Below are 19,234 nucleotides of genomic sequence, written 5' to 3' on the forward strand. Positions count from 1 at the left end.
TACGTTCAAAAACCGGGAACGCCGGCGCCGGGCGCGACCGGCGGCGGGCCGAGGCGGCACCGCGGTGGAGTTGCGCGGATCAACCGTCTTTATAGGCACAGAGCAGAGAATCATGGTATGATACACACACCGAGAGTCGCAACCGCCCGGGGTGGCCCGCCGTGAGCGGCGACGAGGAGCTCGCGAAGGACCTCGGGCTGGTCTCGGCCATGACGATCGGGATCGGCACGATGATCGGTGCGGGGATCTTCGTCCTCCCCGGACTCGCGGCCCGCGAGGCGGGCCCCATCGTCGTCGTCTCGTTCGTCGTCGGCGGGATCATCGCCATGGTGAACGCCTTCTCCGTCTCGGAGCTCGGGACCGCCATGCCGCGAGCTGGCGGCGGGTACTACTACGTCAACCGCGCGCTCGGACCGCTGTTCGGGTCGATAGCCGGGATGGGCGACTGGATGGGACTGGCGTTCGCCTCCGCGTTCTACAGCATCGGATTCGGACAGTACCTCGCGACGCTCGCGCCGATCCCGGGCGTCCTGTTCCTCACTGACATCCAGATCGGCGCGCTGATCGCGGGCAGCCTCTTCGTCCTCGTCAACTACGTCGGCGCGAAGGAGACCGGCGGCGTTCAGACCGTCATCGTCACCGGACTCCTGATCATCCTCGGCCTGTTCGCGATCCAGGGCTGGCTCTCCTTCGACTACGCGACCCTCTCCGGGACCGGCGGCCTCGCTCCGATGGGATACGGCGCGATCCTTCCGGGCACGGCGCTGGTGTTCGTCTCCTTCCTCGGGTACGCGAAGATAGCCACCGTCGCCGAGGAACTGAAGAATCCCGGCAAGAACCTCCCGCGGGCGGTCATCGGCAGCGTCGCCATCGTCACGGTGATCTACGCCATCCTCGTCAGTATCATGCTCGGCGTCGTCTCGTGGCCGGAGCTGAGCACTGACGCGCCGCTGACGCAGGCCACCGAAGTGGCGTTCTCGGGCGCGTACACCCCCGCGGTCACCGCGATCGCGGTGACGATCGTTACCGGCGGCGCGCTGCTCGCGACCGCGTCGAGCGCGAACGCGTCGATCCTCGCGTCGGCGCGGATCAACTTCGCGATGGGACGCGACAAGATCGTCACGAACTGGCTCAACCAGATCCACCCGCAGTTCGCGACGCCGTACCGGTCGATCCTCGTCACCGGGATCATGATCATCGTCTTCATCGCGGCGCTCGGCCAGGACGTCGAGATCCTCTCGAAGGCAGCGAGCGTGCTCCACTTGGTCGTGTACGCGCTGATGAACGTGGCGCTCATCGTCTTCCGCGAGGCCGATATCGCCGAGTACGACCCCGACTTCGAGGTCCCCTTCTATCCGCTCACGCCGATCGCGGGGATCGTCTTCTCGCTCGGCCTGCTCCCGTTCGTCGGCGCCGTCGAGGTCGCGCTCGCCGGGGCGTTCATCGTCGCCGCGGTGCTGTGGTACTTCCTGTACGCCCGCCGGAAGGTCGAACGCACCGGGCTCCTCGGTCGGTGGATCCTCGACCGCTCCGAGGACCTGCCCGAGCAGGCCGTCTCGGCGGCCACCTCCGTCCAGCCGAGCGGCGGCGACTACCGCGTGATGGTGCCGCTCGCGAACCCCAAGACCGAGGAGCACCTGATCACGCTAGCGTCGGCGATCGCCAAACAGCGCGACGGGACGGTCGTCGCGGTCAACATCGCCAACGTCCCCGACCAGACGCCGCTCGAGGCGGCGCGCGACCGCGGCGCCCACGAGGCGGCACACGGTCTCCTCGATCAGGCCCGCGAGGACGCGGAGACGTTCGGCGTCGACGTGGAGACCCACGTCGTCTTGTCGCACCGCGTGTTCGAGGAGGTGTTCGACGCCGCCCGCACCTACGGCGCCGACATGACCGTGATGGGCTGGGGCGAGGACTCCCACGGGGCGCCGGGGCGCGCCGAGTCCGCGATCGACGAGCTGGCGTACTCGCTGCCCTCGGACTTCCTCGTGTTCCGCGACCGCGGGTTCGACGCCTCGCGCATCCTCGTGCCGACCGCGGGCGGTCCGGCCTCGGACCTCTCCGGCGCCGTCGCGAAGATGCTCCAGACCGAGTTCGGCGGCGAGGTCACGCTGCTCCACGTCGCCGAGGACGGCGAGGAGGAGGCGGGCCGCGCGTTCCTCACTGAGTGGGCCGACGCGCACGACCTCTCCGACGCCACGCTCCGGATCGAAAGCGGCGACGTCGAGAACAGCATCGAGCGCGCCGCCCGCGACGCGACGATGCTCATCATCGGCGCGACCCAGAAGGGACTGCTCTCGCGGCTGGTCAGCGGGTCGCTCGTGTTGGACGTGCTCAACGAGGTGGAGTGTTCCGTGCTGCTCGCTGAGCCCCGTAGCGAGCGCGGTTTCTTCGACCGGCTCTTCGGCGGGGGTGCGCGGGAAAACGACGTCACCAGTGCGGAGGTTTCCACCGGAGAAACCGGCGTCACGCCCGACCCGTCCACGCCGGAGGTCGACGACTCGACGAACGACGCCTGATCGCTGTCCGCGTGGACGCCGCCCGCGAACCGTCCCCGCCGGGCGCTCGCGCCTCTCCTACGCCGACCGGTCGAGCCGGCGGACGACCGACCCGATCAACACCGCCACCGGGATTATTTCGAGTCGTCCGACCCACATGTTTATTATCAGCATCGCCTTCGCCGTGCCGGGCATGGTCGCCCCGGTGACTCCCGAGTCGAGGCCGACGTTGCTCTGTGCGCTCATCACGTCGAATATCACGTACTCCAGCGGGTACGTCGGCGGAAGGACCCGAAGGAGGACCGCGACGCCGATCACGAGGAACGTGATCCACAGCAGGAACACGACCGTCGCCTCGGTGTACTCGCGCTGCGCCTGCGCCTCGCTGAGGCGTCGGTCGCCGATCTGGAGGTACCGGATCGCGGCCTGCGGCCGAAAGACGTCCTGTATCTGCCAGACCGTCCCCTTGACCAGCGTGACGACGCGAATGAGCTTGATCCCGCTCACCGTCGACCCGGCCGCCGCGCCGGTGAGCATCCCGAGGCACGCGAACAGCGTCGGGCCCGCGGTCCAGACGCGCTCGGTGCCGTTACCGACCGACGCGCTGCCGAACCCGGTGTTCGACGTCGCGGAGACGAACTGGAACAGGCTCACCCGAAACGTCTCTTCGAGCGTCGGGTACTGCCCGTTCGCGTAGAGGATCGCGGTCAAGACGAGCGTCCCGGCGCCGAACCAGATGAACACCCACCGCGTCTGGAGGTCGGCGTAGAAGTTCCGCAGTTCACCCTTGAAGATCAGGTAGTGGATCGGGAACGCGATGCTCCCCGCGACCATGATCGGGACCGTGGCGTACTCGATCAGCGGGCTCCCGTAGTGGCCGATCGAGTCCGCGTGGACGGAGAATCCGCCCGTCGCGATCCCGGTCATCCCGTGGTTGATCGCGTCCCACAGGGGCATCCCGGCGAGGAGGAACAGAGCGATCGAGCCGAGCGTGAGACCGAGGAAGATCTTCCAGATCTCGCGGACGGTCGTCACGATGCTCGGGTGGATCTTCTCGGACCGTGCCTCGCTCTCGTAGAGCGTGTACGAGCCGCTGCTCCCGCCGGACCGGCGAAGGATCGCGACCGTCAAGACGATCACGCCGACGCCGCCGACCCACTCGATGAACGACCGCCACCAGTGGATCGCCCGCGGGAGCTCCTCCTCGACGGTCGCCATCGTGAGTCCGGTGCCGGTGAAGCCGCTCATGCTCTCGAACACCGCGTTGAGGGGATGACGGAAGGTCGCGGTGGTCGGGTCCATCGGCGGCGTGTTCGCCCACGCGGGGAACGGGTCGACGTGGATCGTCCACGCGATGAGGACGAACGGGAGGCCGCCTAAGATTCCGACGAGCGCCCACGCCGTGGCCGCGGTGACCATCGCCTCGCGCTTCTCCGGCGGGTCGGCACCGCGGTACCGGCGGACCAGCGCGGTGCCGATCCCCGCCATGATGACCGCGGAGACCACGAACGCCGGTACCGTATAGAACTCGCCGTTGACCGCGGCCACGACGAGCGAGATCAGCATCATCAGTGAGACCGCTTGGATGATCCGACCGACGTCGCGACCGACGGTGTCGTTTTTCACCTTCATGACTCCCTCGGCCCGGGGGGACTCCCCCGCGACAACGGTCGACCGGTCACAGGCTCACCCCGTTCGACCCGTTCTCTTGGTCCTCGTAGTGACCGAAGATGTCCGTCACGTCCGGCGTCGCACCGGTACCGGAGTAGACGGTCAGCAGGTCGCCCGTCTCGATGCGGGTCTGTCCGCGGGGCGTGATCGGCGCGTCCGCGTCCTCCCGCTCGATCGCGACGATGAGCGTCTCGTCGCCGACGAGCCCCTCGTCGTCGGCCTCGACGAGGGTTTTCCCGGCGATCGGTGCCTCCTCGGCGACCGTGATCTCGAACACCTCGGCGACCTCGCCGACCCGCATGTAGTCGACGATGGACGGCCGGTCGACCGACCGGAACAGCGACTCGGCGATGAGTCGCTGCGGGTTCTGCATGGTGTTCACGCCGATCTGGCGGAACAAGTTCATGTGTTCGGGGCTGTGGACGACGGAGACGACGTCGGGGATGCCGAGCTCCTGCGCGAGCAGCGAGACCATCACGTTGGTCGCGTCTTGGTCCGTCGTCGTGATGATCGCGTCCGCGCGGTCGCTGCCGGCGTCGACGAGGGTCTCCTTGACCGTCGCGTCGGCGTTGAGTACCATACAGTCGTACTTGCTCGCGATCTCGTCCGCCTTCTCCGGATCGTTCTCGATGACGACGACCTCGTATCCGGCGCCCGTTGCGATTCCGATGAGCGGCGTTCCGATGTCGCCGGCTCCGACGATGATGATGTACATGTCTGTTGTGTGTTCCCGTCAGCCGTCGTCCTAGGCGCTCTCCTCGGCGTCGCCGTGGAGGCGTCCGAGGTAGTGCCACCGATACTGCCCGTCTCCTTCCTCCCTCGCGGGATCCCAAGCGACCCTGTACGCGAAGGGGCCGCGCGCACTCCCCGTCTCGTCCGGCCGCTCCACGACCGCGAGCGTGTATGCGCCGTGGTCCTCCGTGCGGACGAGCTCTTCTCCGGGTCTCGACTCGATCGCGTCCGTCAGCGTCGGATGCTCTCGAAGGAGTCGCTGCGCGTAGTGAATGACCTCCCTGAGTTGCGTGTCGTCGTACCCTTCGAGCGCGTCGACCACGTCGTCAGAGACGCTTCCCGGCGGATCTGTGTGGGGTTCTGTCATGGTTTGTGCGTGTTGCGACCGCGTCGATCCCGGGCGATGTGGGCCGGGTGTCCGACCGCTGCCCACGCCAGCGACGCTTTCGATACGGGATCTATAACCCTCAAAATTTTCGCTAAGTCATAAATATTGGCTTTCTATTTTTTCCAAACCGGGTTACTGTCCTGTCTCGGTCCTTCTGAGCCAACCGTTCCGGCCTCCCGACGCGGGTACGAGAAATCATTTGTACGCGCTGGCCGTCGTTCGAACATGGGACATCGCATCGACGAGATCGACAAGCGCATCCTCTACCACTTCGCCGCGGACGCGCGCAACACCGCCACGTCCGACGTCGCCGAGGAAATGGGAGTGACGCCGGCGACGATCCGAAACCGGATCGACCAGCTCGAAGAGCGCGGCATCCTCCGCGGCTACCCCGCGGACGTCGATTACAAAGCGATCGGCGGCTACATCACGTACCTGTTCAGGTGTACGGCGCCGATCCCGGAGCGAACGCCGCTCGCGCAGTCGGCGTTGGACGTCTCCGGGGTCGTCGGCGTCCAAGAGCTGATGTCGGGGTCGGCGAACCTCCTCGTCACCGCGGTCGGCGGGGACACCGACGACATCAACCACATCGCGGGGGAACTCTCCGACCTCGGACTGCGGATCGAAGACGAGAGCGTGATGCAAGGCGAGTACCACAGGCCGTACGACCCGTTCGGTCCCGAGACCGTCCCGAGGGGGCCGTCGCTCACCGACTTCATGAGCCTCGCGGGCGACGCCGAGGTCGCCGAGTTCACCGTCTCGGAGGGCGCCGAGATCGCGGGGAAGACCATCGAGGAGGCGGTCGCGGACGAACTGATATCGGGCGACTCTCACGTCGTCGGCGTCGAGCGAGACGGCGAGGTGCTCACGCCGAAGGGCGAAACGAGGTTCCAGGCCGGCGACGTCGTCTCGCTGCTCTCGCCCGCCCCCTTCGAGACGGGGTCGCTGGAGGCGTTCGGCTCGCAGCGGGAGTGAACGCGGCGCCGGCCCGTCGTCAGTCGTCCGGGAGCGGCGTTACCCCCAGTGCCAGAAGTGGTTGTCGTCGTCCTCGACCGGGTCGGTGCGCTCCCGGAGGGCGGCGACGTCCTCGGCGGTCGGCTCGTGGTCGTCGGGGAGCCGATCCATACAGTCGAAACAGAGGAAGAACTCCGAGCCGTCGGTGAGTTCGAGCGTCAGCCCCTGCGTCGACTCGAACGCGAAGTTCCACAGGTCGCCGATCCCGCCGGCGATCCGCACGGACCGCTCGCACACGTCGCACGCCTCGGAGGCCATACGCGTCTCTCACGGGGTCCGCGGGGTAAGGCGTGTCGCCTCGGTAATTATATATCGCCGCTGTTTGGAGAGACGCGATTGACAGCTCTGCGGTGAACACCGCTCCATCAGCACCCACTCGTTTATAACCGACTATCAGCAGACCGGCGGCGAACACTCCCAAAGCCCCAGCCGGCGGGGCGGGCGCACGCTCGCTGCGCGCCTCACTCGGTCGCTGTCGCTCCCTCGTTCGGTGCTTACGTCGCCTGCGCCCGCCTCGCCGGCTGCCCCTTTGAGTCCCGCCCGACCGCAACCGCACGGCGCCTCACGCCTCCCCAGCCTCGCGGTTCGCGCTCTCCGAGCGCTCACCGCGTCCAGCGAGAATCGAAGATTCTCTGGCAGCCGGCGCGTAGCGCCGGCGACCTCGCGCGCTCCGTCGCGGCCGCCGAGGGCGGCCGCTCGCAGGCACGCGCCACCGTGAGGGATTCAGCGCTGCTCCGCGTCGATAACGTGTCCGTCGCTCGGGTCGAACCCGACCGCGACCGCGCCGTCGAGGGGGTCGACGGTCCGGACGAGCAGTTCGCGGTCGCCCCAGTCGAGCGTGACGCGCGTCGTCTCGCCGAGGAACTCCGCGCTGGCGACCGTCGCGCGCAGCGTGTTTTCGCCGACCGGAGCGGCGGTCTCGCCGCCTCCTGCCCCGCCCGCGCTCGCGACGCGCAGGTGTTCCGGACGGACGCAGAACGCGATCCGGTCGCCGACTTCGGGCGAGTTCGTCGCGGGCGCGCCCTCCCCCGCATCGCCGCCGCCCCCGGGTGCGACGCGGAGGGTCTCGTCGCCGCCGTCGACGTCGACCGCGAGTTCGCCTTCGCCGAGCGACTCCACGACGCGGCCCGCGAACACGTTATTGTCGCCGACGAACTCCGCGACGAACCGCGTCGCGGGCTCGCGGTACACCGTCCGCGGGGGTGCCACCTGCTCCGGCGTCCCGTCGTTCATCACCGCGACGCGGTCGGAGACGGCCAGCGCCTCCTCCTGGTCGTGCGTGACGTATATCGTGGTAATCGACAGTTCGGACTGGATCCGCTTCACCTGCGCGCGGAGCCGTTCGCGGAGCCGCGCGTCGAGCGCGCTCATCGGCTCGTCGAGGAGGAGCACGTCGGGGCCGGGCGCGAGCGCCCGCGCCATCGCGATCCGCTGCTGTTGGCCGCCCGAGAGGCTCTCCGGGTCGCGGTCGGCGGCGTCCGGCAGGTCGACCAGTTCGAGGAGTTCCGCGACGCGCTCGTCGCGCGTGACGCCGTCGGGCGGGTCGGCGAAGTTGAGCCCGTACGCGACGTTCTCTCCGACGGTCATGTGCGGGAACAGCGCGTAGCTCTGGAAGACGACGCCCACGTCGCGGTCCTCCGGGGGCACGCCGGCGACCGACTCGCCGCCGAACCGGACCGTCCCGCTCGTCGGCTCCTCGAACCCGGCGATCAGGCGGAGCGTCGTCGTCTTCCCGCAGCCGGAGGGACCGACGAGCGTGAAGAACTCGCCCTCCCGCACCCGGAGGCGCACGTCGTCGACCGCGGCCGTCTCGCCGTAGCGCTTCGTCACCCCGTCGAGTTCGACCGCGACCGGTGGGTCGGGCGCAGACTCCGACTTCGGTTCAGAGCCCACGGTGGTCACCCCCGAGCCGCTCGATGACGACGAAGCTGACCCCGGTGACGACGAGCAGGACGACGCCCATGGCGGTCGCCGGTCCGAGCCGCCGCCCGATGAACCGTTCGATCGCGACGGGCATCGTGTACGCGTCGGCGCCGGTCGCCAGCACGACGGTCGAGGTGAACTCGCCGATCGAGACGGCGAACGCGAACGCCGCGCCCGCGACGACCGCGGGCCAGACGAGGGGGATCTCCACGTCCCGGATCACCCGCGCCCGCGAGGCGCCGAGCGCCCGCGCGGACTCGACGAGCGAGCGGTCCAGCCCGGCGAGCCCGGGCGAGACGGTGCGCACGACGAACGGGTAGCCCGAGACCGCGTGCGCGACGACGATCGCGGCCGCGCCGCTCGCGGCGATCCGCCACCCCCCGATCTCGACGCCGAAGACGAGCCCCCGCAGGAGACCGAGCCCGACGATGATCCCCGACACCGCCAGCGGCGCCATCGCGGCTGCGTCGACCAGCGTCCGCCCGCGGTACCGCCGCGTGGTCAACACCGCGACGACGACGCCCATCGGGAGCGCGAGCAGCGTCGCGCCCGTCGCGAACGCGAGCGAGTTCCGGATCGCGGGCCACGGCCGCACCTGAAACGCCGCCCCCGTCTGCTGGCGCTCGACCAGAAATCGGTAGTGGTCGAGCGTGAGCGCGCCGTCGCCGCCGGTCACCGACGCGAGGACCATCGACGCGATGGGCGCGAGGAAGACGACCCCGGCGACGACCGCGTAGGCGGCCAGCCCGGCCCGCGGCAACAGCTCGCGGAGCGTCGCGGCGGGCGGGGAGAGCGGGCGCCGGGGGAGCGGCCGAGCGCCGCGCGCGCCGGTCGACTGCCGGGCCTCGTACCGGAGGTACGCGAGCAGGACGCCGAGCGAGACCGCGAGTTCGATGATCGCAAGCACGGCGGCCTCGGCGTAGCTCAGGTCCCGCACCAACCGGTAGACGAGCACCTCGACGGTCACGAGCTCGAACCCCCCGAGCGCCAGGACGATGGGGAAGGTTCCGAAGGTGAACACGAACGTCAGCGCCGCGCCCGTGAGGACGGCGGGGTACACCTGCGGCGCGACCACGTCGACGAACGCCCGGACCGGCCCGGCGCCGAGGCTGCGGGCGGTCTCGACCGCGCTCGCGTCTACCGACTCCCACGCCGCGGTCGTCACGCGCGCCACCAGCGGCGCGTTGTAGAACGCGTGGGCGATCACCACCGCTTCGAGGGTGAACATGAGTTCGACCCGCGGGAGTCCGAGCGTCGTCAGGGCGGCGTTCAACGTGCCGTTCTCGCCGAACGTGGCGACGAACCCGACCGCCACCATGATCGACGGGAGGACGAACGGGACGATGGTGAGCGAGCGCAGGGTTCGCCGCCCGGGGAACTCGAAGCGCGCGAGCAGGTAGGCGGCCGGGAGGCCCAGGGCGACGCTCGCGACGGTCGAGAGGACCGCTTGGTACGCGGTGAAGCCGACGATCCCGAGCCGGCGGTCCGGCGAGAGGAGCGCCCGCGCGACCGCGACCGGGGACTCGCCCGACAGCAGCCGGGCGAGCTCGCCGAAGTAGAACGGGTCGGTGAGCACCTCGGCGAAGGCGCCGAGGGTGACGGCGCCGTCGACGACGACCGCCTCAATCAGGACGGTCGCCGTCGGGTAGTAGAAGGCGACGACGAGTGCGGCGCTGGTGAGGACCGCGAGCGCCGTCAGCGCGTGCGCCTCGGCCCAGTTCCCGAGCCGAGACAGTCGCCCGTCGTGGTCGGTCACGCGCTCGGTCCCTCGTCGGACACGCGATCAGTTCCCGGCGTACTGCCGCTCCCAGGCCTCGACCCACGCGTCGACCGAGCCCTGGAGCTCGTCGTAGGTGAACGTCACCGGGTCGGCCGGCTCCTTCGCCAGCTCGGCGTAGTCGCTCGGCAGCTCCGCGCCGTCGGTCGACGGGAACGCGACGTTGCGCTGAGCGATTTCCCCCTGAACGTCCGGCTCCAGCATGAACGACATGAACTCGCGGGCGAGGTCGGGCTCGTCTGCGTCGGCGAAGAGGGCCATCCCCTCCGGGTTCGCGTACGCCTGGTCGTTCAAAAAGCGGATCTGGTGCTTCTGGAGGTCCGCGCCCTCCATGTCCGCGAACACCTGATCGGTGGAGTAGGAGACGACGATCGGCGCCTCCCCCTCGCTCCACGCCGCGTACGCGTCGTCCCAACTCCCCAGCACGCGCACGTCGTTCGCTTGGAGTTCCGCCCAGTAGTCGAGGTAGTCGTAGTCGGGGTCGCCGTCCCCGCCCGCGACGGCCTCGCCGTCGCCGTCGCTCGCGACCCCGCCGTCGCCGAAGCGGCTGATCGTGTGGAGGAGGAACGCCCGCCCGGTCGCGGAGCCGCCGGGGTTCTGCGCGATGAGCGCGCCCGCGTGCTCGTCGTCGAGCAGTCCGTCGAACGTCTCCGGCGCCTCTGTGGTCGTGCTGTCGTACACGAGGCTGACGTAGCCGGTGTCGAACGGGACCGCCCGCTCGAACGGGTCGAACCGGAGTCCCTCCTTGACCGCGTCGCGCCCGTCGACGTCGCCCGCCTCGGCGAAGAGGTCCTCGTCGAGCGCCCCGTCGACGCGGACGAGGTCCTCCGTCGTGAGCCCGACGTAGAGGTCGGCGTCGATGCCCGCGCCAGAGGCGGCGCGCTCAACGTAGTAGTTCACCTCGTTGTCGGGCGTCGCCCACTCCAGCGTGGCGTCGTACCGGCTCTCGAACTCCTCTTTGAGCCACTCGCCGGGGCTCACCGACGGCGCGTCGATGAAGTTCGTGTACGTGGCGACCGTCAGGGTCGGCGTCTCGTCGCCGCCGTCGCCGCTCTCCGATCCGCCGTCGTCGGTTCCGTTGCCGCCGCCCCCGTCCCCGCCGTCGCCCCCGTCGTCGACCTGCTCCGCGCTACAGCCGGCGAGCGCGACGGCCCCCGCCGCCCCGGCCGCAGTCAGGAACCGCCGTCGGGTGTGTGGCCGAGCGCGTCGCCGCCGTGTCCTGCTTTCGTCGTCGGTCATCACTCGGTTGTTGTACTCGGTGGTTACATAAGGGATCCGGGTCGGGGCGACACCGATTTCCCCGTCGCGGCCGTCGAATTCGTATGAAGCAGCGTCCGACGAACGGATCTGCGGCGACGCCGCCCCCACGCGAGACGACCACCCGACGCCGCCTGATCGCCGGCGGCGCGGCGGTCGGCGTCGCCGGGCTCGCCGGCTGTCTCGGCGCCCGCGACGGGCCAGTCCCGGCCCCCGAGGTGACGAGCGACCGGATCGACGACTGGCGACGGACCGACGAGTTCGAGCGGACGGTGTTCGAGCGGTCGTACGGTCCCGTCACCGTCCGGGCGCTCGAACACACGGGAATCTACGAGTACGCGCCCGTCGCGGACGCGCTCGCCGAGACGCTCGGCGGGTCCGGGTCGCCGGTCGTCTTCTTCGCGACGCGGATCGACCTCCGGCCCGCCGTCGACCGACTCCCGGCCGAGATCGGGCGCGAGCGGATCATGCGCGAGGTGGAGGCGGCCGCGACCGACGCCTTCCGCGGGCAGCTCCGGAGCGCTGGCATCGAGAACGTCGAAATCGCCGACGAGGGGATCTCCACCGTCCGGTCCGGCAACACGGCGACCGTGTGGCGGCTGACCGGCGAGTACGCGCTCGACGGCGAGGTCCCGCTCCCGGACGGGACCGCCGCGGGACTCGATCGACCCCTCGACATCGGGGCCCGCCTCGGCGTCTGGCACGACGGAACCGACGTGATCGTCGCCGGCGGCGCGTATCCGACCGATCCCCTTCTCGACGCCTTCGACGCGGCGCTGCCGGACTCGATCGACGCCGAGAGCGCTGTGCGACGGCTCGCCGGCGCCGAGAGCGCCGAGGCGCTCGCGACCGACCCCGCCGCCTACGACGAGGACGTCTCGCAGTTGCTCATCTCGGTGGTGTGAGCCGACGGCCCCCCGGAGCCCCCCCCGCTCGGCCCTCCTTCCGCCTCGAACCGACCCGTTTAATCGCCGTCGCGGGCTTCAGTCCCGCATGAGCCACTTCTCGGAGTTCGAAGTGATCCCCGCCGTCGACGTGCAGGACGGCGAGGTCGTCCAGCTGGTCGGCGGCGAGCGCGGGACGGGCAAGCGCTACGGCGACCCCGTCGCGGCCGCCGAGCGCTGGGTCGAGGCGGGCGCCGAAACCCTCCATCTCGTCGATCTCGACGGCGCGTTCGAGGGCGAGCGCGTCAACGCCGGCGCGATCGAGTCGGTCGTGGACGCGGTCGGCGGCGACGGCGCGGACGCGGTCGGCCTCCAGCTCGGCGGCGGCATCCGGGCCGCCGAGGGCGCGCGCGCGCTGCTCGACTTGGGGCTCGACCGCGTCATCCTCGGGACCGCGGCGGTCGAGACCCCGGAGATCGTCGCGGAGATCGACGAGACCCACCCGGGGAGCGTCGTCGTCAGCCTCGACGCGAAGGACGGCGAGGTCGTCGTCTCTGGCTGGACCGAGGGGACCGGGCTCGACCCCGCCGAGGCCGCCGCCCGCTACGAGGAACTGGGGGCCGGCGCGATCCTCTTCACGAACGTCGACGTGGAGGGGCAGCTGGATGGGATCGACCGCGAGGCGGTCGCGAGCGTGGTCGACGCGGTCGAGATCCCGGTGATCGCCTCCGGCGGCGTGGCGGCGGTCGACGACGTGGTCGCGCTGAAGGAGGCGGGCGCGGCCGCGGTCGTCGTCGGGACGGCGTTATACGAGGGCGAGTTCACGCTCCGAGAGGCACAGGCGGCCGCGGACGAGGCCTGAGCGCTCTACTCAGCCGGCGACGACGCGCTCCCGGCGGCGTCGCCGCCGACTACTCCTCCGGACGCTCGCGCTGAACGACTAACACCGGGCCGAGGAAGCGCTCGGCGATCTGCTCCGACGGCATCCCGAAGACGAACGTGGTGACCGACGGGTCGGTCTCGCCCATCACGACTGCGTCGTGCGACTCGGCCCGGCTCGCGATGTCGTCGATCGGGACGTCACCGGTCTCCACCACCAGCTCGACCCGGTCCGAGTCGACCCCGCGCTCGGCGAGGTCGCTTTTCACCCCGTTCAAGAACGCCTCGCCGTCGCCGCGGGACTCCCCCTCGTCGAGCGCGTGGTACAGCGTCACCGCAACGCCCGCGTCGGCGAACAGGCCGGCGACGAGCCGGGCGTTCCGGCTGGCGCCGACGGTCCCGCGGAGCGCCACGAGGACCGATTCCACACGGTCCGTGCTGTTCGGGACCAACACCGCGAGGCTGTCGTACTCGTAGCTGAGCCGGTCGACCGTCGTCTCCTTGTCGTGTGTAAACACGAGCCGCGTCTCGACGTCGGCCCCGGCCGCGGCGAGCCGGGCCGCGAACTCGTCGAGCTTCGACATGGCCTTCTCGCCGAACTGCTCGCGCGCCTGCTCGGTCGCGGTCTGGTCGGGGATCACGTGGTACCCGAGCAGCACGACGCGGGCGTTCGCGAGCAGTTCGGGCGTTCCGGTGGGGAGCGACTCCCCCTCCAACACCGCCAGCGGGACCAACACCGACGGCCGGTCGGGGTCGGGCCGCGCGTCCCCCCCGGACTCGGGCGGTCCCTCGCCGTCGGGTTCGGGACCTGAGTCGTTCTCGCCGGTCCCGGGCTGTGCCTCGTCGTCGTTCGCGGGTGTGTCGGACATCTTAGAAGTCACCTCTCAGTTCCACGTCGGTCGCGTAGTACCGGTACCAGCCGTAGGCGGCGACCATGATCGCGACGCCGACGCCGATCGACGCCGGCTGCATGAACGCGATGAGCGCGAAGCTCGCGACCCCGCCGACGGCGGCGACGGGGACCCCGGCCGGACAGCGGAACGCGGGCGCGTACCAGTCGGGCTGCTCGCGGCGGAGCCGGACCAGCGCCACGCAGAGCAGGCCGTACATCACGAGGTGGAGGAACGACGCCACCTCCGCGAGCAGCTCCACCTGTCCCGTCGCCGCGAGCACGACGATCGGGCCACCGGCGAGCCCCAAGGCGACGTGCGGGGTCCCGTACGCGAGGTTGACCCGACTCGCGGCCTCGGGGATGAGGTCGTCGCGGCTCACCGCGTACACCGCCCGCGACGCGCTGAGTATCGACGCGTTCGCGCTGGAGAACGTCGCCAGCAGCCCGGCGATCACGATGGCGAGCGCGCCGGGGAAGCCGACGAACTCGCGGGTGACCTCGACCATCGCGGTCTCGCCGAACTCGCCGAGCCGCGCGCTCCCGAACGCGCTCGTCGCCACGAAGATGGTGACGACGTAGAAGACGCCGACCACGACCACGGAGCCGACCATCGCCAGCGGGAGGTTCCGCGAGGGCTCCTTGATGTCCCCGGCGACCGTCGCGACCTGCGCGAAGCCGAGGTACGACGTGAACACGAGCGCGGCGGTCTGGAGGACCGGAAGCGCCCCGCCGGGCGGGAAGAAGCGCTCGGGGGTACTCTCGGCCCCGAAGACGCCCAGCGCGTCGAGGCTCCCGTAGCTCAGGAACAGCGTGAGGATAACGAGCAACACGATCACGATCGCGTTCTGGAGCGCCGCCGTGTTCTCCGTCCCGAAGACGCTGAGCGCGGTGAGCCCGACGCCGAACGCGACGCCGAGCGGGACCGCAGGGTCGACCGGGAGCGCGATCCCCGCCTCGAGGAACACCTGCCCGGCGTAGCTCCCGAGCCCGACGAGGTAGAACGCGGAGGCGAACACGAGCCCGAGCCAGAGGCCGAGCCCGACCACCGCGCCCGGGCCGGTGCCCAGCCCCCGCGAGATGAAGAAGTAGCCGCCGCCGCTGCGCGGCATCGCCGTGGCGAGTTCGGCGGCCGGCAGCGCGACCAGCAGGGCGACCACTGCGCCGATCGCGAACGACGCGGCGGCCGCCGGTCCGGCGTTCTCGGCCGCGAGCCCCGGGAACACGAAGATCCCCGCACCGATCATCGTGCCGATGCCGATCGCGAGGCCGCCGGCGAGCCCGATCGTCCGTTCGAGCTCTCCCTCTCCGGTGTCCGCGTCGACGGCGTCGGGGTCCTCGACGTCGGCGGGTGAAGGCGCGGTGTCGCGCGTCTCGTCGGGCTCGGGGCCGTCCATACGTGTAGAGACGCCTCCCCGACGCGACAAATATCCACCGCTGGCCTCGGTCTGACTGACCCGGCCCGCCTGCCCCAGCGCGGACCGGGACCGCCGCCGGTCGGCCGCCGTGGCCCCCGCGCCACCCGCAACCGACTTACGAATCCCCCGCGACGGGCCGGTATGAGCGACCACGACCGGACCGCGGCCGTCACCCGCGAGACGAGCGAGACGACCATCGAACTCACGCTCGCGGTTGACGGCGACGGCGACAGCGAGGTCGACACGGGGGTCGGCTTCTACGACCACATGCTCGAATCGTTCGCGAAGCACGGCCTGTTCGACCTCACGGTCCGCTGCGACGGTGACCTCGACATCGACGACCACCACACCGTCGAGGACGTGGCGATCTGCCTCGGCGAGGCGTTCGACGAGGCGCTCGGCGACAAGCGCGGCATCCGGCGGTACGCCGACCGCCGCGTCCCGCTCGACGAGGCGGTCGCGAGCGTTGTCGTCGACGTGGCGGGGCGGCCGTACTACGAGTTCTCCGGAGAGTTCTCACAGGAGTCTGTCGGGGAGTTCACCAGCGTCATGGCCGACCACTTCGCGCTCTCCGTAGCCCACAACGCCGGGCTGACGCTCCACGCCGCGGTCGAGCGCGGCGACAACGCCCACCACGAGGTCGAGGCGCTGTTCAAGGCGCTGGCGCGCGCGCTCGACGACGCCACCCGGCTCGACGAGCGCCGCAGCGACACGCCAAGCACGAAGGGCGAGCTCTGAGGCGGCGTCGCTCGGGGTCACTCGGGCGCGGCGAACTCGTTGTACTCCCCGTTGTGGTATACGAGCTCGCCCGTCTCTTCCAGCTCGTGGAGCAGGTCGAACACCTCGCTGTACTCGTGTTCGCGGTCGTACTCGACCGCCAGCCGCTGGACGACCACCCCCGGCGTCACCGCCGCGGCCTCGTGTTCTCGGACGATCCGGACCGCGAGCCGTCCGAGTTCCGCCCGTTCCGAGTCCATCTCGTGACGACGTTCGGCCGGGGTCGGCAAAACGGTCCGGGTCCGGGACGCGCCCGGTTCGCGTTCCGTCCGGACTCGGTTCGCGTCCGGTTCGCGTTCCACCGACAACTTATCACACTGCGAACCGTTGGCAGGGCCGTATGGAACTCCGCTGTGAGGGCTGCGCCGGCTGCTGCGTCGACTGGCGTCCGCTCGATCCGGCCGCGGCGGGCTCAGACCGCACCGGGCCTCGTCCCCCGCTCGACGACACCTACGACCTCGTCCCGCTCACCCGCGACGAGGTCGTAGGCATCGTCGACGACGGTCTGGGCGACGCTCTGGTCCCCCGACTGTTCGAGCCGGCCGAGCGCGACGAGCGCGTTCGGATCGACGGGACCGACCTCGCCGCGATCGACGGCCGCCCCGTCTTCGTCGTCGGCCTCCGGAAGCCCCCCAAACCGGTCGCACCGATCGGGACCGACGAGCCGCGCTGGCTCGGCGCCTGCGCCTTCCTCGACCCGACGACGCTCCAGTGCCGGATCCACGGCGACGACCGCTACCCGCGCACCTGTTCGAGCTACCCGGGTCACAACCTCGAACTCGACGCCGAGACCGAGTGCGAGCGCGTCGAGGCCGCCGGGGGCGGGGACCGGCTCCTCGACGACGAGCCGGCCGACGACCTCCCGGCGCCCGCGTTCGGCCCGCAGGCGCTCGGCGCGACGGTGTTCGCGTACCCCGACCCGGAGGACCTCGACGGCGTCGTCGCCCGGCTCCGCGACGGCGGGGCGACCGCCGACGACCGCGCCCGCTTCGCCGGCGCCGCCGTCGGCTCTCGCCCCGGATCGCTGTCGGTGACGCGCGACCGCATGGCCGAGGCTCGGGACGACGCCCGCGAGGCCGACTCGTGGGTCGGGTCCGCGATCCGCGAGTGGACGGAGCGCGCCGGCGCCGACGCGAGCGGGTCGGCCTCGACCGCGACGCGCGCGACCGCCTCGCCCGCGCCGTCGAGGACGACGCCGGCGCGCCCGGCACGCCCGGCTGGGACGCGGAGCGATAGGGGACGCGCCGACCGTCCTCGGTCGTGTGTTCGCGCCGCCTTCTCGCGCGCACGCACACGCGCGTGAGGCTTACCCGTCTCCGGACCCTCCGTTCGAACATGGACGAACGAGCCCCGACTGACGAGCCGGTCGAGTACGCGCGAGAGGACGTGTCCGTCCTCGTCGTGGGCGCCGGCGCCGCCGGCGCGCGCGCGGCGATCGAACTCGCCGAGCGCGGCGTCGACGACGTGCTCGTCCTCGGGAAGCGCGGACACGGCGACGCCCACACCACGTGGGCTCGGGGCGGGATCAACGGCGCGCTCGGGACCCACGACCCCGAGGACTCGCCCGCGATCCACGCGGCGGACACCCTCAACGAGGGCCACCTGATCAACGATCCCGGGAAGGTCGAGACAGTGACCGCGCAGATGCCCGAGCGGCTCCGCGAGCTCGACGACTGGGGGATGGCGTACTCCCGCACCAACGACGGCGCGATCGACCAGCGGTTCTTCGGCGCGCAGTCGTTCCGCCGGACCGCCTTCGCCGGCGACCACACCGGCGAGTCGCTGCTGAACACGCTCGTCGACCGCGCGCAGGCGCTGTCGGTCCCCTACCGCGAGAACGTGATGATCACGAAGCTGGTCTCCGACGGCGAGGCCGTCCACGGTGCGGTCGGCTTCGACATGGACGACGGCGAGTTCGTGCTGTTCAACGCGGGCACCGTCGTTCTCGCCGCCGGCGGCCACGCAGCGATCTACAACCGGCACACCTCCCGCGACGACGAGAACAACGGCGACGGCGCGGCGCTGGCCTTCGACGCCGGCGCGTCGCTGATGGACATGGAGTTCATGCAGTTCCACCCGACGGGGATGGCCGTCGACGAGGCCGACCCCGAGTGGGCGCCGTGGAGCGGCCGCCTCGTGACCGAGGCCGTCCGCGGCGAGGGGGGCCGCCTGTTCAACGCCGAGGGCGAGCGGTTCATGGAGCGCTACTCTCCGGACCAGATGGAGCTCGACGCCCGCGACGTGGTCGCCCGCGCCATCGCCCGCGAGATCGGCGAGGGGCGCGGCACGGAGCACGGCGGCGTCTACCTCGACATCTCTCACCGCGACGCCGACTTCATCGAGGAGCGGCTCCCCAGAATGTACGAGCGGTTCCAAGACCTCGGCGTGGACATGGCCGAGGAGCCCGTCGAGGTCGCGCCGACCTCCCACTACGGGATGGGCGGCGTCGCCGTCGACGACCACGGCGAGACCGACGTTGACGGCCTCTTCGCCATCGGGGAGACGATGGCGGGCGTTCACGGCGCGAACCGCCTCGGCGGCAACTCGCTGGCCGAGACGGTCGCGTACGGCGTCGTTGCGGGCGAGCGGATCGCCGACCGCGTCGACGGCCCGGGCGAGGTGCCCGACGCCCTCCGCGAGGAGACCGTCGAGCCGCACCTCCGCGACCTGCGCGCGATGGCGGACAACGACGGCGCCAACGAGGTCGACGCGGTGCTCGCCGACCTCCGCGAGCTGATGTGGGAGCACGCGGGCATCCTCCGCGACGAGTCGTCGCTCCGGGAGGGGCTCGACCGCCTCGCCGCCGTCCGCGACCGCGCCGCGGACATGCGCGTCGGGCCGGTCACCAGCGAGTCGTTCGAGCTCGCCGTCGACGCCGGCTTCATGCTTGTCGCCGCCGAGGCGGTCCTCCGCGGCGCGCTCGAACGCGAGGAGTCGCGCGGCGCGCACTACCGCACCGACCACCCCGACACCGACCCCGACTGGCGGCGCAACGTCTACTTCGACGCGGCCGACGTCGGCGGCATGACGCTCCGCACCGAACCGGTCGATCAGCCGAGCGACGCCGTCCAGGCCGCCCTCGACGAGGGACACGAGCTGGACTACCACCAGCTAGAGTAGCGACGGC

The 19,234-nt window shown here is 70.8% G+C and carries 16 protein-coding genes and 1 pseudogene; 7 read left to right on the forward strand and 10 right to left on the reverse strand.

Features of this window, described 5'->3' with window-relative positions:
• The first annotated feature begins 161 nt into the window (after window positions 1-161).
• The gene (locus EXE51_RS04650; protein WP_094519671.1) at window positions 162-2,519 is read left to right on the forward strand and encodes an amino acid permease; all 2,358 of its coding nucleotides are present in this window, start codon (window positions 162-164) and stop codon (window positions 2,517-2,519) included.
• A 57-nt stretch (window positions 2,520-2,576) separates the two neighbouring features.
• Here EXE51_RS04650 and EXE51_RS04655 read toward each other — a convergent pair whose 3' ends face one another.
• From EXE51_RS04655 to EXE51_RS04665, 3 genes are read right to left on the reverse strand one after another with little or no spacing between them, the layout of a single operon-like run.
• Window positions 2,577-4,130, reverse strand: coding sequence for a TrkH family potassium uptake protein (locus tag EXE51_RS04655; RefSeq protein ID WP_094579686.1), 1,554 nt, complete (start codon window positions 4,128-4,130; stop codon window positions 2,577-2,579).
• A 46-nt stretch (window positions 4,131-4,176) separates the two neighbouring features.
• Window positions 4,177-4,884, reverse strand: coding sequence for a TrkA family potassium uptake protein (locus EXE51_RS04660; RefSeq protein ID WP_049932055.1), 708 nt, complete (start codon window positions 4,882-4,884; stop codon window positions 4,177-4,179).
• Window positions 4,885-4,914: 30 nt separating this feature from the next.
• The gene (locus EXE51_RS04665) at window positions 4,915-5,268 is read right to left on the reverse strand and encodes a hypothetical protein (RefSeq protein WP_049932056.1); all 354 of its coding nucleotides are present in this window, start codon (window positions 5,266-5,268) and stop codon (window positions 4,915-4,917) included.
• A gap of 246 nt (window positions 5,269-5,514) precedes the next feature.
• On the opposite strand from EXE51_RS04665, the gene EXE51_RS04670 reads away from it, so the two are divergent.
• Window positions 5,515-6,264, forward strand: coding sequence for a TrkA C-terminal domain-containing protein (locus EXE51_RS04670; RefSeq protein WP_049932057.1), 750 nt, complete (start codon window positions 5,515-5,517; stop codon window positions 6,262-6,264).
• Between the two features lie 39 nt (window positions 6,265-6,303).
• Here the strand turns inward: EXE51_RS04670 and EXE51_RS04675 are convergent, their stop codons facing one another.
• The 4 genes from EXE51_RS04675 to EXE51_RS04690 all read right to left on the reverse strand — a co-directional run bounded on the left by EXE51_RS04675 (window position 6,304) and on the right by EXE51_RS04690 (window position 11,242).
• Window positions 6,304-6,561, reverse strand: coding sequence for a hypothetical protein (locus EXE51_RS04675; RefSeq protein WP_137692098.1), 258 nt, complete (start codon window positions 6,559-6,561; stop codon window positions 6,304-6,306).
• Between the two features lie 465 nt (window positions 6,562-7,026).
• On the reverse strand, window positions 7,027-8,196 hold the full coding sequence (locus EXE51_RS04680) for an ABC transporter ATP-binding protein (protein WP_086216879.1): 1,170 nt from the start codon (window positions 8,194-8,196) through the stop codon (window positions 7,027-7,029).
• Window positions 8,186-9,982 carry an iron ABC transporter permease gene (locus EXE51_RS04685; protein WP_137692099.1) on the reverse strand — a complete coding sequence of 599 codons (1,797 nt, stop codon included), beginning with the start codon at window positions 9,980-9,982 and terminating at the stop codon, window positions 8,186-8,188. The genes EXE51_RS04680 and EXE51_RS04685 overlap by 11 nt, the downstream gene beginning before the upstream one ends.
• A gap of 27 nt (window positions 9,983-10,009) precedes the next feature.
• A complete protein-coding gene (locus tag EXE51_RS04690; protein ID WP_094494198.1) occupies window positions 10,010-11,242 on the reverse strand; it encodes a thiamine ABC transporter substrate binding subunit in 1,233 nt (410 codons plus the stop codon).
• Between the two features lie 83 nt (window positions 11,243-11,325).
• On the opposite strand from EXE51_RS04690, the gene EXE51_RS04695 reads away from it, so the two are divergent.
• Together EXE51_RS04695 and hisA are read left to right on the forward strand one after the other, a co-directional pair.
• The gene (locus EXE51_RS04695; RefSeq protein ID WP_094583705.1) at window positions 11,326-12,165 is read left to right on the forward strand and encodes a hypothetical protein; all 840 of its coding nucleotides are present in this window, start codon (window positions 11,326-11,328) and stop codon (window positions 12,163-12,165) included.
• An 88-nt stretch (window positions 12,166-12,253) separates the two neighbouring features.
• The gene (gene hisA, locus EXE51_RS04700; protein WP_137692100.1) at window positions 12,254-13,006 is read left to right on the forward strand and encodes a 1-(5-phosphoribosyl)-5-[(5-phosphoribosylamino)methylideneamino]imidazole-4-carboxamide isomerase; all 753 of its coding nucleotides are present in this window, start codon (window positions 12,254-12,256) and stop codon (window positions 13,004-13,006) included.
• Window positions 13,007-13,055: 49 nt separating this feature from the next.
• On the opposite strand, the gene EXE51_RS04705 is transcribed toward hisA, so the two are convergent.
• Complete coding sequence (locus EXE51_RS04705; protein WP_199234024.1) at window positions 13,056-13,892, reverse strand: universal stress protein; 837 nt, start codon at window positions 13,890-13,892, stop codon at window positions 13,056-13,058.
• Window position 13,893: 1 nt separating this feature from the next.
• Entirely contained in the window at window positions 13,894-15,309 is a 1,416-nt protein-coding gene (locus tag EXE51_RS04710) for an APC family permease (protein WP_137692101.1), read from the reverse strand.
• Window positions 15,310-15,471: 162 nt separating this feature from the next.
• On the opposite strand from EXE51_RS04710, the gene hisB reads away from it, so the two are divergent.
• On the forward strand, window positions 15,472-16,068 hold the full coding sequence (gene hisB, locus EXE51_RS04715; protein ID WP_089308503.1) for an imidazoleglycerol-phosphate dehydratase HisB: 597 nt from the start codon (window positions 15,472-15,474) through the stop codon (window positions 16,066-16,068).
• Window positions 16,069-16,085: 17 nt separating this feature from the next.
• On the opposite strand, the gene EXE51_RS04720 is transcribed toward hisB, so the two are convergent.
• Entirely contained in the window at window positions 16,086-16,307 is a 222-nt protein-coding gene (locus tag EXE51_RS04720; RefSeq protein ID WP_049932077.1) for a hypothetical protein, read from the reverse strand.
• 140 nt (window positions 16,308-16,447) lie between these two features.
• On the opposite strand from EXE51_RS04720, the pseudogene EXE51_RS04725 reads away from it, so the two are divergent.
• Window positions 16,448-17,343 (forward strand): annotated as a pseudogene (locus EXE51_RS04725) (YkgJ family cysteine cluster protein).
• 99 nt (window positions 17,344-17,442) lie between these two features.
• Window positions 17,443-19,227: an L-aspartate oxidase gene (locus EXE51_RS04730; RefSeq protein ID WP_049932080.1), complete on the forward strand. Its 1,785-nt coding sequence runs from the start codon at window positions 17,443-17,445 to the stop codon at window positions 19,225-19,227.
• The last annotated feature ends 7 nt before the right edge of the window (window positions 19,228-19,234 follow it).

This window comes from Halorubrum sp. CGM5_25_10-8B (assembly GCF_005435095.1).
Taxonomy (GTDB): domain Archaea; phylum Halobacteriota; class Halobacteria; order Halobacteriales; family Haloferacaceae; genus Halorubrum; species Halorubrum ezzemoulense.

Bases quoted from the DNA above. Each gene is read 5' to 3' on its own strand.
- EXE51_RS04655 (WP_094579686.1), bottom strand. From the start codon at position 4,130: ATGAAGGTGAAAAACGACACCGTCGGTCGCGACGTCGGTCGGATCATC.
- EXE51_RS04660 (WP_049932055.1), bottom strand. From the start codon at position 4,884: ATGTACATCATCATCGTCGGAGCCGGCGACATCGGAACGCCGCTCATC.
- EXE51_RS04665 (WP_049932056.1), bottom strand. From the start codon at position 5,268: ATGACAGAACCCCACACAGATCCGCCGGGAAGCGTCTCTGACGACGTG.
- EXE51_RS04670 (WP_049932057.1), top strand. From the start codon at position 5,515: ATGGGACATCGCATCGACGAGATCGACAAGCGCATCCTCTACCACTTC.
- EXE51_RS04675 (WP_137692098.1), bottom strand. From the start codon at position 6,561: ATGGCCTCCGAGGCGTGCGACGTGTGCGAGCGGTCCGTGCGGATCGCC.
- EXE51_RS04690 (WP_094494198.1), bottom strand. From the start codon at position 11,242: ATGACCGACGACGAAAGCAGGACACGGCGGCGACGCGCTCGGCCACAC.
- EXE51_RS04695 (WP_094583705.1), top strand. From the start codon at position 11,326: ATGAAGCAGCGTCCGACGAACGGATCTGCGGCGACGCCGCCCCCACGC.
- hisA (WP_137692100.1), top strand. From the start codon at position 12,254: ATGAGCCACTTCTCGGAGTTCGAAGTGATCCCCGCCGTCGACGTGCAG.
- EXE51_RS04705 (WP_199234024.1), bottom strand. From the start codon at position 13,892: ATGTCCGACACACCCGCGAACGACGACGAGGCACAGCCCGGGACCGGC.
- EXE51_RS04710 (WP_137692101.1), bottom strand. From the start codon at position 15,309: ATGGACGGCCCCGAGCCCGACGAGACGCGCGACACCGCGCCTTCACCC.
- hisB (WP_089308503.1), top strand. From the start codon at position 15,472: ATGAGCGACCACGACCGGACCGCGGCCGTCACCCGCGAGACGAGCGAG.
- EXE51_RS04720 (WP_049932077.1), bottom strand. From the start codon at position 16,307: ATGGACTCGGAACGGGCGGAACTCGGACGGCTCGCGGTCCGGATCGTC.
- EXE51_RS04730 (WP_049932080.1), top strand. From the start codon at position 17,443: ATGGACGAACGAGCCCCGACTGACGAGCCGGTCGAGTACGCGCGAGAG.